Annotated in this window: 10 protein-coding genes; 1 reads left to right on the top strand and 9 read right to left on the bottom strand. The window is 66.2% G+C overall.

Features of this window, described 5'->3' with window-relative positions:
• Position 1: 1 nt before the first annotated feature.
• Together ACIGII_RS05430 and paoA are read right to left on the bottom strand one after the other, a co-directional pair.
• Entirely contained in the window at positions 2-952 is a 951-nt protein-coding gene (locus tag ACIGII_RS05430; RefSeq protein WP_399634566.1) for an FAD binding domain-containing protein, read from the bottom strand.
• On the bottom strand, positions 949-1,593 hold the full coding sequence (paoA, locus tag ACIGII_RS05425) for an aldehyde dehydrogenase iron-sulfur subunit PaoA (protein ID WP_399634567.1): 645 nt from the start codon (positions 1,591-1,593) through the stop codon (positions 949-951). Before paoA ends, ACIGII_RS05430 begins: the two co-directional genes overlap by 4 nt.
• 199 nt (positions 1,594-1,792) lie before the next feature.
• Between paoA and ACIGII_RS05420 the strand changes: the two genes are divergently transcribed.
• On the top strand, positions 1,793-6,409 hold the full coding sequence (locus tag ACIGII_RS05420; protein ID WP_399634569.1) for a hypothetical protein: 4,617 nt from the start codon (positions 1,793-1,795) through the stop codon (positions 6,407-6,409).
• Between the two features lie 9 nt (positions 6,410-6,418).
• On the opposite strand, the gene ACIGII_RS05415 is transcribed toward ACIGII_RS05420, so the two are convergent.
• The 7 genes from ACIGII_RS05415 to ACIGII_RS05385 form a co-directional block, all read right to left on the bottom strand.
• Positions 6,419-8,692, bottom strand: coding sequence for a xanthine dehydrogenase family protein molybdopterin-binding subunit (locus tag ACIGII_RS05415; protein WP_399634571.1), 2,274 nt, complete (start codon positions 8,690-8,692; stop codon positions 6,419-6,421).
• The gene (locus tag ACIGII_RS05410; RefSeq protein WP_399634694.1) at positions 8,689-9,762 is read right to left on the bottom strand and encodes an FAD binding domain-containing protein; all 1,074 of its coding nucleotides are present in this window, start codon (positions 9,760-9,762) and stop codon (positions 8,689-8,691) included. Before ACIGII_RS05410 ends, ACIGII_RS05415 begins: the two co-directional genes overlap by 4 nt.
• Positions 9,735-10,289 (bottom strand): (2Fe-2S)-binding protein, encoded by a 555-nt coding sequence (locus ACIGII_RS05405; RefSeq protein WP_399634572.1) that lies wholly within the window; start codon positions 10,287-10,289, stop codon positions 9,735-9,737. Before ACIGII_RS05405 ends, ACIGII_RS05410 begins: the two co-directional genes overlap by 28 nt.
• A gap of 80 nt (positions 10,290-10,369) precedes the next feature.
• The gene (locus tag ACIGII_RS05400; RefSeq protein ID WP_399634574.1) at positions 10,370-10,621 is read right to left on the bottom strand and encodes a hypothetical protein; all 252 of its coding nucleotides are present in this window, start codon (positions 10,619-10,621) and stop codon (positions 10,370-10,372) included.
• Complete coding sequence (locus ACIGII_RS05395) at positions 10,618-11,952, bottom strand: TFIIB-type zinc ribbon-containing protein (protein WP_399634576.1); 1,335 nt, start codon at positions 11,950-11,952, stop codon at positions 10,618-10,620. The genes ACIGII_RS05400 and ACIGII_RS05395 overlap by 4 nt, the downstream gene beginning before the upstream one ends.
• Positions 11,953-11,970: 18 nt before the next feature.
• Positions 11,971-13,119: an SPFH domain-containing protein gene (locus ACIGII_RS05390; protein WP_399634577.1), complete on the bottom strand. Its 1,149-nt coding sequence runs from the start codon at positions 13,117-13,119 to the stop codon at positions 11,971-11,973.
• Between the two features lie 103 nt (positions 13,120-13,222).
• Positions 13,223-13,498, bottom strand: a complete 276-nt coding sequence (locus tag ACIGII_RS05385) for a hypothetical protein (protein ID WP_399634578.1) — start codon at positions 13,496-13,498, stop codon at positions 13,223-13,225.
• Between the last annotated feature and the right edge of the window lie 68 nt (positions 13,499-13,566).

The following is a 13,566-nucleotide window of genomic DNA, read 5'->3' as shown; positions in this document are numbered from 1 at the left end:
CTTATCCCTTGGCCTCCAGCAGTACGGCGGCGAGCGTGCGTTCGGCCAGCTGCACCTTGAAGGCATTCTGTGACGAGGGCGTCGCGCCTTTCAGCAGCGAGGCCATGACGGCCGCCGCACCCTGCGGCAACAGCGCGTCGGCTTCCGGCGTGCGCCAGGGCTTGTAGGCCACGCCGCCCAGGGCGACCCGACCGCTACCGTCGCGCTGGACGACCGCGGCCACCGACACCAGCGCGAAGGCGTATGAGGCGCGGTCGCGCACCTTGCGGTAGATGTGGGTCCCGCCAAGCGGCGCAGGCAGCACCGCGGCGGCGATCAGTTCGCCCTTGTCGAGCACGGTTTCCACCTGCGGGGTGGTGCCGGGCGCGCGGTACAGGTCATTGAGCGGGATGCGCCGGCTGGAACCGTCCGGGCGGATGGTTTCCACCACCGCGTCCAGCGCCATCATCGCCACCGCCATGTCGCTGGGATGGGTGGCAATGCAGGCCGGGCTGGCACCCACCACCGCCAGCTGTCGGCTGATCCCGCCGATGGCCCCGCAGCCACTGCCCGGCAGGCGCTTGTTGCACGGTTGGGCAGTGTCGTAGAAATACGGGCAGCGGGTACGTTGCAGCAGGTTGCCCGCCGTGGTCGCCTTGTTGCGCAGCTGGCCGGAAGCGCCGGCAACCAGCGCGCGGGTCAGCAGCGCGTAATCGCGGCGCACGCGCGCGTCTGCCGCCAGGTCGGTGTTGCGCACCAGCGAGCCGATGCGCAGGCCGCCGTCCTCGGTGGCCTCGATGGTGTCCAGCGCCAACCCGTTCACGTCGATCAGGTGCGCCGGGGTTTCGATCTCCAGCTTCATCAGGTCCAGCAGGTTGGTGCCGCCGGCGATGAAGCGGGCGCCCTGGGTACGGGCGGCCGCGGCGGCCGCTTCGGCCGGGGAGGTGGCGCGTTCGTAACTGAAGGCCCTCATGCGCGCTTGCCTCCTACGTCTTCGATCGCCTCGACGATGTTGGAGTACGCACCGCAACGGCACAGGTTGCCGCTCATGCGCTCCCGGATCTCATCGGTGGACAGTGGGGTACGTGCCTGCAGATCGCCGGTGACGTGGCTGGGGATGTTGTCGCGCACCTCCTGCAGCACCGCCACCGCCGAGCAGATCTGGCCAGGCGTGCAGTAACCGCACTGGTAGCCGTCGTGCTTGACGAACGCGGCCTGCATCGGGTGCAGGTTGTCCGGGCTGCCGAGTCCCTCGATGGTGGTGATTTTCGCGCCCTGGTGCATCACGGCCAGGGTGAGGCAGGCGTTGATCCGGCGACCGTCGACCAGCACCGTGCACGCGCCGCACTGGCCATGGTCGCAGCCCTTCTTGGTGCCGGTCAGGTGCAGGTGCTCGCGCAGCGCATCGAGCAGGGTCACCCGGGTGTCCAACTGCAGGGTGCGTGGACGACCATTGACCTCGAAGGCGACCTCGGCGCTGACCGGCGCGCGGGCGCCGGCCGGGTTTCCCTGGGCCTCGGCAACGGCGGCGGGCAGGACCATGGTGGTGGCCGATCCGGCGCCGAGTTTCAGCACGTCGCGTCGCGACAGGGAAAGGTGCGGAGGGGTAGACATCGTTTGGCTCCTCGTTGGCTGCTGCCGCTTGGCTCACGGGGTGGGCACGGCAACGCCCCAGGCGTGCCGACACGGTCATCATCGGACAGGCGGGGTGGGCATATGGTGAAGCAGGACAGCACAGGCTGCGTTTTGATAAATTGCCCAGTGGCGCGCTGCGCGCCGGAGTTTTCATCTAGTACCAGGGACGGGGGGCGTCATGGCGGGGCAGGATTTCCATCAACTCAAGCGGGCCTGGCAGCAGCACTACCCGAACCAGGCATCGGGCGGGCACCTGGCGCTCCAGGGGTTCGATTTCCAGTTCACCCATGTGCTGCTCAAGACCGTACAAAACTGGATTTCGCTCGATGGCGTGCAGCGGACCATGCCCGGCGTGCTGGGTGAGTATCTGTCCGACATCGCCGAAACCACCGCTGGCGGTTCGGTGGTGGTCACTCAGGTCAAGCTCACCCAGAGCTACAGCGCGGTTTCGCATGCGCTGAAGGACCTGTATGGGGTTTACCTGGTGGCAGTGGCCAGCACGCCAGACCTGCTGGCTGGCCTGCAATTCCGCATCCTCTCGGCACGGGCCGACATTCCTGATGCAGACAAGTACATCAAACGCTGGGACCCGCAGGACGGCTCGACCCCTGCTACGATCGCCGACTTCCTGTCTCGTGTGAAGTTCGAGATAAGTGCCGATCCGTTCGATGAGCTGATTTCGCTGCTGGTAAACGCGCTGGGCGCGCCCACCCCGGTCACCCTGGTCCAGGGATGGCTTGGGCGGCTGATAGCGGCATCGGCGGAGTCAGGGGCCTACCGCCAGGTCGCGCATTCGATCTGGAACGACCTGACCAGCCTCGCAACCGACCGCGCCACGCGCGGCGGGTCGAGCCTGTACATGTGGACCGCTGCCGACCGCCAGCCTGTCGACACCGTGCCGGGCGGTGTGCTTACGGGACAACAGCCTACGGTGGCACATCTGCGTGAGGGGTACTTCGCACCCCGCACTGCGGTCAGCACCGGCATTGCGGCCGATGTCGCCGAATGGTCGGATCTGCATGAACAACCGCTGGATGGTTCGCTTCGGCTGCCTTTGTTCTGGATCAGTGGTCGTTCGGGCGCCGGCAAGAGCGTTGCGCTCATCCAGGTGCTGGCGGAACTGCATGGGACGGGTCAGTTCTCCATCGTATTTCCCCATTCGGTGTCGGAGCTTCCTTCTGCCATCCGCTGGTCCGCTCAGCTTCTGCGCGCCGGCAAACGGGTGATCATCGCGCTCGACGACCCTTATACGCCCGGCGCGCAGGGAGACGCCGACGCGCTGTGGCGCGACGCGCTGGCACAGCTTCACTCATTCCGCCAAAGTGGTGACGCAGACGCAATTCCGCTGGTGCTGTGCTGTGGGCCGACCGAGCAGGCCGAACGCCTTACGTCGGACTTGCCCGACGACGTTGACGTAAGAATGCGCCCGGTCGAGAACGATGGCGACGTCAATCTGGCGGAGCTGCGTGAGTGGTACCGGGGCAGGACCGGCTCAGCGCCGCCCGAGCTCGCGGCAGGCAACGTGCTGCTCGTGCAGCTGTTCTTTGAATGGCGGGTCAAGCAGACCTTGCCGGCGTTCGCGGCACGACTGCGCAAGCGCATTCTCGCCCAGGACGGTGGGGTGCGGATACTGGATGCGCTTTCCCGCATCCTTTCGTTGAACCGGATTTACGTAGGCGCCTGCACGCGCTCGATCCTTGAGGGTCTCTCCGCCGCGGATCGCGACTTCATCGATACGCTCAGGCGCGAAAATCACCTTGCGGAGTCGTCAGAGCTGGGGCGTCCAGGCCTGTGGTTGTCCCATCCGCATCTGGCCGAAGCCATCTACGTCAACTGGCATCCGGCCCGGGACCGCAACGTCCGTCGTGAGCATCTCATCGTTGCCATCAATGGCAGCCTTACCCACGGCGCCACTCCCATTGAGCGCACGGCGCCGCTGTGGGCCCTTTCCAGGGCAATCGGTGGGGCGCGCAAGCCCTCGATGGAGCTGGCCGAGCGAATCGACCCCGAATGCGTCGGCGCAGTACTTGAAACCGTATACGCATCCAGCGTGGGGAGCGTCCAGGGCATCGAGCTGTCTCTGCTGCCGGTGTGGGTGAAGGTAAAAAGCGTTGCGCCCCAGGTGCGGCTGCTTCCAGATCCCATCGAGGTGGCCCTTGCCGGGGCCGCGCGTGCGGGCGCGGACGAGCAGGGATTGCGCCTGGTGTGCCACAAGCTGCTGGAAGCGTTGCAGAGTGGCGCAGGCTGCCAGGCGCAGTCGATCTGCGATACGGTCATCGGCGTGCTCACCAGGCTTGCCGACTGGCACGAATGGGGCCCGGTGGCGTTGCACGCACTGGTAGCAATGGATGACCCGCGGCTGATCGACCTTGCAACGGCGTGGGCCGAGCAGCATCCGGGCAATCGACTTGCCAATTCGGTCACCATGAAGTGCCTTGAGCGGTTTCCGGGCAACGAGCGCGTACTGGCAGTGGCCCGGAATGCGGTCGAGGGCCGGGTCAGCAGCGTGTATGCGTCCAACATCGTGGGAAAACTGCTCGAGCTTCGCGGACCGGCACCGGCCTTCGCCATGGCGTGGGTCGAACAGAACCGCCTCAGCGCGGAGGTTCCGCGACTCCTTGCGCATCTTCTGCAACAGGACGAGCTGAGGTATACCGGATGGTGCCTTGAGTGGCTGGGGCGGTGGTCTCACGCGCGCGGTGCTAGCAGGGTATTGATGCCATTGCTCATCGCCAGTCCATCTCCTGATGTCGCAAGCTATTGCTGCGGCTGGGTAAGGCAACGGCACGCGCGGTCAGGATTCGTGATGCGCCGGTTGTTGGAAGTATTCCCAGCAGATGACGAAGTGCTTGCCTTGGGCGTCCAATGGATCTCTTGGGTAGCGTCCGACTCGGGCGAGTGGAACTACGTGCTCGAAAAGGTCCTTTCAGCGTTCCCCGGCGATCAAGAGCTTGCTTCGACGGCCACATCGTGGCTCACATCCACAGCGCTCGATCACGGCTCGTGGAGCTTCGTCTGGCAGGCGTTGTGGGAGTCAGGGCGTCGCAGCGATGGAATCTGCACGTTGGGCAGGGACTGGCTGCGCACGGTAACACCCTCGCAGAAGTCCTGGGGCTACGTGTGGGGGCGCCTGTGGGAGGGGGACGAAAACCGGGACGCGTTGCATAACATCGGTCGGTGGTGGCTGGAGTGTGTCCCGTTCGATCATGGTGCATGGGCGATGGTCTGGCAGGATCTCTGGCGTGATGCGCCCGGAGACGATGCACTGGTCAATCGGGCCATTCAGTGGCTGGAAGCGGTTGAAGGCAAGGGGCCAACGTGGTGTCCCATCGCCGCGCATGTGGTGATTGCGCGCACTGGCGATCAGGTGCTGCATGCAAAAGTGCTGGCATGGCTGAGTGAGTGCCCGTCATCCCAGTACGGCTGGCAGAGGCTGTGGACGGCCCTGAGCAGGCTGCCGGTGACCAACGATGAAGGCGTTCTGCACAGCCTCCATGAGGTAATGGCGCGTCTGCTTACACGGGTCGATGTCGACGAGAAGGTGTGGATAGCCAGCTGGCAAGACCTCTGGAAGGTCGTGCCCGACAATACAGCGTTGTACACCGCCGGGTTGTCGTGGCTCGACGCCACCGACAGCAGTCATGATTCCTGGGTTCGCGTGTTCTCCCGCATCTGGGACGTGGAGGCGAGTCGCGCCATGGCCGCGTCCTGCGGCTGCCGGGGATTGTCGGCGCTGCCGTTGGAGCACGCGTCCTGGCCCTTCATCTGGCTCAAGCTGTGGAGCAGCGGGGTATGCGATCGCGGGCTATTGTTTCGCGACTGCATCACATGGTTGGAACAGCATGACTTACGCACCAAGTCGTGGGCATCGGTCTGGACCGCTGCAAACATGCACGAGCAGACCAACCACCGTGTCCTGGAGGCCGGCCTGAGTGCGGTTTCCGGCGCTACGCTCAGGGATGGAAAGTGGCTGCGGATCTTCAATGTGCTCAGCGAGAGCGACGGGTTCGCGGTGCGGCTGACCGGGGTTGCCCGAGAGTGGCTCCGGCAGACGCCGGTCACGGACGAGTCATGGAGCAACGTATGGCTGGGCCAGCGGCGCGTGATGGGGCATGACGCCGAGCTGTTCGAGCTGGGCCTCGGCTGGTTCAGACACCCTGGCAGCCCGGCCTTCAATCGGTATGAGGTCTTTAACTCGCTGCTCAGAGAGTGTCCCAGTGATGCCGGATTGACGGCGGCAGGCAGGACATGGCTTGAGACCATCACGCCTCAGGATCCGGCGTGGCCGAAGATATGGAATAGTCTGTGGAATCTCGAGTCCAACGACGACTCGCTGCTCGTCATCGCGCATGCATGGCTGGGGAAACTGCCGCAGAGCTCGCGAGAATGGATGCGGCTGTGGTATTGCGTAGCCGAGTTCAGGCATCCATCGCTGGGCGGCGCGACCTTCGGCGAACACTGGCTGTCGAGGTATGATGCAAATGCCAGGCTCTGGCCCAGGATGTGGACCTACCTGTGGGAACGGGAGCCTGCCCGGCAGGCGTTGTACGAAGTCGGCATGGGGTGGCTGGCCGCAGTGGCCGCCGACAATCCAAGCTGGTCCGAAGTGTGGTACCCGCTGCTGCAGGAGCGCGGCAACAGCCCGGAACTACGCATGGCCGCTGAGCGGTGGCTGGGATACGCGCCAAAGCATCACAAGGCGAGGGTCTTCGTCGCCGCCAAGCTTTCGAAACTCAATAAGGCAAGCCGTAGCAACGATCCGCAGCGTGCAGTAGCGAGAGCGGTGACTGCGTGATCCGCCCGCTCAGCGCATGACCCGGTCCGGGGTGATCGGGGAACTGCGGATGCGCTTGCCGGTGGCGTGGTAGATCGCGTTGCTGATTGCCGCGGACACCCCCACCAGCCCGATCTCGCCCACCCCCTTCGCACCCAGGCTGCTCACTACGCGGTCGTCCTCATCGGCAAATAGCACCTCGATGTCGTGGATATCGGCGTTCACGGACACGTGGTACTGGGCCAGGTCGTGGTTCATGAACCGGCCGAAGCGGTGATCCGACTCGGTCTGCTCATGCAGCGCCTCGCCGATACCCCAGATCACGCCGCCGATGATCTGGCTGCGTGCGGTGGTGGGATTGAGGATGCGCCCGGCGGCGATCGCGCTGACCACCCGCATCACCCGCACCGTGCCCAGTTCCTCGTCCACCCGGACCTCCACGAACACCGCGCTGTGGGTAGCGCGGACGAACCTGCGCTGCTCCAGGATGTTGGGCAGCAGCAGGTATTTCGCGTCGATGCTGGACCGCCCTGCGCGGTCGAGCAGGTCGGTCAGCGGGATGGCTGTGCCAGGGTCGGCGCCCAGCGCCATGCGTCCCTCGGCGAAGACCACGTCCTCCAGCCGCGCGCGTGCGAATTCGGCGCGGCCCTGTTTGCGGGCCAGCGCAAGCAGCTGCTTCTTCAACTTCCCGCAGGCCCCCTCGACCGCCGAGCCGACGGTGGCGACGTGGGACGAGCCGCCTTCGATCGGCGCGACGGGCAGGGTGGAATCCCCCATCTGGAAGCTCACCTGCTCGAGCGGCAGACCCAGCGCCTCGGCGGCGATCATGCTCATCACCGTATAGGTGCCGGTGCCGATATCGCTGGCGGCGCTGCTCACCACCAGCCGTCCATCGGCGTGCAGTCCGGCGTGGGCGCGCGCGAACATCTGCATCGCATCCCACTGGCCGGTGGCCATGCCCCAGCCGACCCATTCGTCGCCCTCGCGACGTGCGCGCGGCAACGGGGCGCGCTGGCTCCAGCCGAAGCGTTCGGCGCCCAGCTGGTAGCACTCGCGCAGTGCCTTGGTGGAAAACGGCTTGCCGTCGGCCGGGTTGGTCTCGGCGTAGTTCTTCAGGCGCAGCGCCAACGGGTCCATGCCGATCTTCGCGGCCAGCTCGTCCATCGCCACTTCCAGCGCGTGCATGCCGTGGGCGGCACCGGGCGCGCGCATGTCCATCGGGCTGTACTGGTCCAGGTCGACCAGCTTGTAGCCCAGGTGCACGTTGTCGCAGGTATACAGCTGGCCGCTCCAGTTGACCACGACTTCGACGTAATCCTCGATACGGGAGGTCTCGGCGATGGCGTCGTGCGAAATCGAGCGGAGGGTACCGTCGGCCTCGGCCGCCAGCTTCACCCGCTGCACGGTTTCCGGCCGGTGGCCGAAGGTGAACATCTGCTGGCGGGTCAGCACCACTCTGACCGAACGTTCCAGCGCGAGCGACCCCATGACCGCCAGCGCCAGCTGGTATTGCGGCCGCAGGCCCGACCCGAACGCGCCGCCCACATAGGGGTTGCGCACGGTGACCTTCTTCTTGGGCAGGCCGAACACCTGCGACACGTACCAGCGGCTGTTCTGCGAGCCCTGGGTCTTGTCGTAGATGGTGAGGTGGCCATCGTCGCCGCGGATGACGGTACTGGCGAACAGCTCCATCGGGTTGTGGTGTTCTACCGCGTGGTGGAAATCGGCGGTCACCTGATGGGGTGCAGCCGCAAAGGCGGCCTGGGGGTCGCCCTTGTCCTTTGGCGGTGCCGAGAAGCCCGCTTTCATCTTGCGCGGCTCGTACGCGCGGCCCATCGCGGCGAGGAGGTTGGTGTCATGCTCCTCCACGGCATAGAGGACCTCCACCCGCTCGGCGGCTTCGCGTGCGGCCTCGAAGGTCTCCGCCAGCACCAGCGCCACCGGCTGGCCGCTGTACAGCACCTGTTCGTCATGCAGCGGCCGGAACGGCCTGCCAGCGGGCGCGGTCATGTCCTTGTAGAACAGCCCATTGCCGCGCATGTGCGGTCGGTTGAGGTGGGTGATGATCCCCAGCACGCCCGGTACCGCTTCAGCGGACTGCAGGTTGAAGCCGGTGATGCGGCCCTTGGCGATTGTGCTGCTCACCGCCACGCCGTAAACCAGGTCCTCCGCTGGGAACCATTCGGCCGCATAGCGCGCCTGGCCGGTGACCTTGGCGCGCCCATCGATGCGGGGCGTGCCGGTGCCGGTCGGCACGTGGCCGGTGCCGGGGACGGCGACCGGCGGCTGCAGGGGCAGGTTCATGCGGCATCTCCGGTGGGGAGCAGGGGCACGCCCTGGTTGGTGACCGTGCCGTTCGCGGCGGTGGTGAGCGCGCGGATGATGGCGCGGTGGGCAAGCGGGATCTTGAACGCGTTCTGGCCCTGCGAGACGGCGCCGTCCAGCAGCCGGTCGGCAGCGGCAGCGAACGCCTCGGTGCCTGGCCGCTGGCCGACCAGAAGGGCTTCTGCCGCCGGGTCGCGCCACGGCTTGTGCGCAACGCTGCCCAGCGCCAGGCGGGCGCCGCGGATGCTGCCGTCGTCGGCAATATCCAGTGCCGCCGCCACGGACACCAGAGCGAAGGCGTAGGACAACCGTTCTCGCACCTTCAGGTAGGCGCTGTGCGCCGCATACTCCGGCGCCGGCGGCAGTTCGATGCGCAGGATCAGTTCGTCCGGCTGCAGCGTGCTGTCGATATGCGGGGCATCCCCCGGCAGGCGGTGGAATTCGGCGAACGGAATGGTCCGTTCGCCGCGCACGCTGGCTACGTGCACCGTGGCCTCCAGCGCCGCGAGCGCCACGCACATGTCCGACGGGTGGGTGGCAATGCAGTGTTCGCTGGCGCCCAGAATGGCGTGATGGCGGGTCAGCCCACCCACGGCCGAGCAGCCGGTGCCGGGTTCGCGCTTGTTGCACGGCGTGGCCCGGTCATAGAAGTACGTGCAGCGCGTGCGTTGCAGCAGGTTGCCGCCATTGCTCGCCATGTTGCGCAGCTGCGGCGAGGCTGCCGCGAGCATCGCGGCCGACAGCAGGGGATAGTTGCCTTCCACCAGCGGATGCCAGGCGGTATCGGCATTGCGCGCGGTGGCACCCAGGCGCAGCCCGCCGTCCTCGCGTTGTTCGATGGCATCCAGCGGCAGCCGGTTGACGTCCACCAGGGTCGCGGGGGTCATCAGCTGCAGCTTCATCAGGTCGAGCAGGTTGGTGCCGCCGGCGATGCAGCGGATGGTGGTGTTGGCACCCTGGGAATCGGCAAGCGCATGCAGCGCCTGCTGCACCGATCCGGCGCGTTGGTAGGTCGGGGGAATCATGCCGGCACCGTCCCGGGTACCCAGTCTTTCGGGGTCGGGCTGGCGCCCGCATCGTCGCCGTCCAGCACCGACATCACCGCATCGGTGATCTGCGGATAGGCGCCGCAGCGGCAGATGTTGCCACTCATCAGCTCGCGCACCTGGTCGCGGCTGCAGGCCTTGCCTTCGTTGATCAGGCCCTGCGCCGAGCAGATCTGCCCGGGAGTGCAATACCCGCACTGCAGGGCATCGCAGGCCACGAACGCCGCCTGCAGCGGGTGCAGTACGTCGCCGTCGGCAAAGCCTTCGATGGTCTGCACCTCGGCCCCGTCCTGCATCACCGCCAGGGTGAGGCAGCTGTTGATGCGCCGCCCATCCACCAGCACGGTGCAGGCGCCGCATTGGCCGTGGTCGCAGCCCTTCTTGGTGCCGGTCAGCTGAAGCCGTTCACGTAGGAGGTCGAGCAGGCTGACCGTGGATTCGAGCTGCAGGGTGTGCAGCGCACCGTTGACGGTGAGCGTCACGGGATACAGCTCGCGCGGACGCGGGGCGGGGCGGTCGTACTCGCTCATGGCAGTTCCGGCTGGGGCGATCTGCCCTACGGTGTGCCAAGTGGTGTCTAGTCAGAGTGCATGGGTGATGCACGCCGCGTTCATCCTCCCCCGCGCACCACCCGTTTCCGATACTCGCGCACGTTGTCGCCGCGTATGCGCGTCTCCTGGGTGCCGTTGTTGGTGCCTACCTGCTGGTCCGAGCCGGTCACCGGCCTGGCCTCCACCGTGGTCTCGCGCTCGAACGCGTGCGATTTGTCGGTGTTGCGGTAGTACCGGTACAAGCCCCAGTACAGGGCTGTCGCGCTGGCAGGGCCAGCCAACAGCAACCAGAGTCCACTATCGTCGCTCATGAGGCAGCTACCAGGAACCAGAGGGTGATGGCTTCAACGACCGTGCCGGTGGTGAGCGCGGCCAGCAGCAGCTTCCACTGCTGCACCGGCACGCTGCCCATGGTTTCACCGGTGCGTCCGTTGACCGCGATGTAGTGCAGCATGCCGCCGTTCCTGCCAGGCTGGTGGTACGAATACAGCCACACCGGCAGGTACATCGACACCCAGCGCGAACCGCGCACGTCCACCTGCTCGGATTCCCAGCGCACGCCGCGGTCATAGCGGCGCACCGAGCCCTCGACCTCGGAACGGGCGATGGACAGCAGCTGGTCTTCCAGCCGTGGTTTCATCTTTTCCACGTCCAGGGTGCGCTTCTCGGAGGTAAAGCCCAGCAGGTACGAGGCATTCCACTTCAACGCGTTCTTGGTGTCGAACGGCAGGATCGCGTTGATGATGTTGTTGGTGTTGACCTTGGTATCCAGGTTGCCGCGCTCGGCCGAGGATTCCAGCGGCAGGTCGTCCACGGTGAAAGCCACCTGGCGGTCCACCTGGTACACGTCCGCGTCGTAATACGTTTTCTTCTTGTCGCCTTCGCCGCGGGTGTACTGCCGGGTCTTGATCTCACCCTTGCCGGTCACGCGGGCGCTGACATTGCTGTCCACGATCATGTACGGCATGTACACGCCGACCACGTTTTCCGGGGTGAACTGCTCCTTGAACGCCTTCAGCGCGAACAGGCGGCGTTTGTCCACGAACTGGCGGATGCGCGACACCGCATCGTCCTTGCTGATCCGGAACGGCAGCACCGCGTCGGGCACGGCGCCGTTGGCCACCTGCTCGTTGACCCCGAACACATGCCGGCACCAATGGCAGCGCGCGGTCATGGTGGTTTCGGTGTTGATGGTCACCTCGGCGCCGCAGCCGGTGCATTTGAAGCTCATCAGGCTGGCGGTGCCGGCCTGGATGTCGCGGGCACCGGAGGCGATGATGGTGCCACGCAGCTGGTCCAGGCCCTCGCCCAACCCGTATTCCTGTTCCACCAGGCTGCCGTGCCATTCATTGCGGCAGAACTGGCACACCAGCACGTCGGTGCCGAGCTTGAGCCGCACGTCGGTGGAGCCGCACTTCGGGCAGCGGTTGAGGCCGTTCTTCAGCTCCTCGGCCCGGGTATCGAGGGCGACCGGATCGGGCGCCTCGATCTCGGCGCGGATCGGGTCGGGCAGGGTGGCCGGGTCCAGCGGGAAACTGCCGGGCAGGGGCGGTACATCGCGTGGCGAGCCGGGGCCGGTGCCGGCCTGGTGCAACGGTGGCGGGCCCCCGGGCAGTGGGGGCGGCGTTTTCGGATCGGACATGGTGATCGTGCGCCCGCCTTACAGACCCAGTGCCTTGGCCTTGAGCGCGTCGTAGTCGTCCTGGGTGATCAGGCCGAGGTCCAGCATCTCCTTGGCCTTCTTCAGCTTGGCCACCGGGTCATCGGCCGCCGGCGCTGCCGGGGCCACCGGCTGCTGCATCGCACCGGCCCCGAACATGCCGGTCGCCATGCCGACGCCGACCAGCCCGGCCGCGCCGCCGTTCTCACCGGCCGACTGGATGCCCTGGGCCACGCTGGCCTGCAGGTTGGAATTGCCACGGCCGCCGGTCAGGGCGTCGGCGCGCTGCACGGTCTTGAGCAGTTCGCGGGTGTTGGCGTCGTATTCAATGGAGACGATGGCGGTCTTGACGATGGCCAGGCCACGGTCGGACTTCCACTGGTAACCCTGTTCCACCGCGGCCGACAGGCTCTGGGCGAAGCCCAGCGAATCCTGCTGCAGCTTGGTGATGCGGTTGCCCTTGCCCGGATCGTTGGTATACAGGTTGAAGGCCGGGGCCAGCGAGCTCACCACTTCATTGAACAGCTGGTTGGCCGCCGCGTTGTCCATATCGGTGAAGTCGAACACCTTGCCCGGCTGCAGGTAGGCGGCCGGGACGAAGTTCTTCACGAACAGGATGGGGTCGACGATCTTCAGCGTGTACGAGCCGCGCGTGACCGCGCCAACCTGCGTATTGAGGAAGCCGTCGTCCCAGTAGATCTCGGACTGGGTGCCGAAGCGGTTGTCTGGCAGTTCCTTGAGCGAGACGAAGAACGCCGCCTGCTGGCCGCCCGGCTGGCCGCCGAACTTGAAGCGCTCCCAGCTCTGCTTGATCAAGGGAGTGACGATGCCGTCGCCGGCAAAGATCGACTGCGAATTCAGGTCGTCCGAGCGCCACTCATAGCCGCCCGGTTCCGCCACGAACCCGGTGATCGCGCCGTCCTGGAACAGCAGCAGGCCGTAGCCTTCGGGCACCACGATCTTCGAGCCGTTGGTGATGATGTTGGACGAGCCGCTGGTGTTGGAGCCGCGCCCCGCATTGGTGCCCTGGGGCACCGCCGCGAACAGCGCCGCCGTCGCCGGCAAGCCTGCCGGAACCGTATGGAAGTCCTTCCACTGGTCGGCCAGCACGCCGCCAACTGCACCCTTCACCGCCTGAATGAGACCCATGGCCCGCTCCCTGAGATCCAAGGACGGGCGGGGTGCCCGTCGCGATGCAGCGACTATAGCAGCGAGGTCGCACGCCGGGATGGGCGTTTCCGGCAGCGGGGCATTACGGCAGGTCGCACTGCATTTTGCCGTCCACGTAATAGGGCTTGGGCACGTTCGGATTGTCGCTGGTCTTCTCGAACACCACTTCGAACGAGTCCACCTTCGGCGTGCCGTTGCGGCCGGTGCAGGCGTCCTGCAGCTTCTTCTTGACTGCGGCGATGCCCGCGTCACGATTGGCACCGTCGGCGCTGTTGGTCAGGTTGGCGACCTCGGCGAAGGCGAGGGAACTGATGCCCAGCAGGCATCCGGCGAGCATGGCGGCGTGCAGTTTCTTCATTGCGGTTCCTGTGTAGCGTTCAGTGGGGTCCTTGACGTCCAGCGGCATGCCGTCGACGTCAGGCCAGC

The organism is Stenotrophomonas sp. NPDC077420 (assembly GCF_044543385.1).
GTDB lineage: Bacteria > Pseudomonadota > Gammaproteobacteria > Xanthomonadales > Xanthomonadaceae > Stenotrophomonas.
Note: the sequence above shows the minus strand (reverse complement) of the source record. Positions and strands in the feature narration are given on the sequence as shown.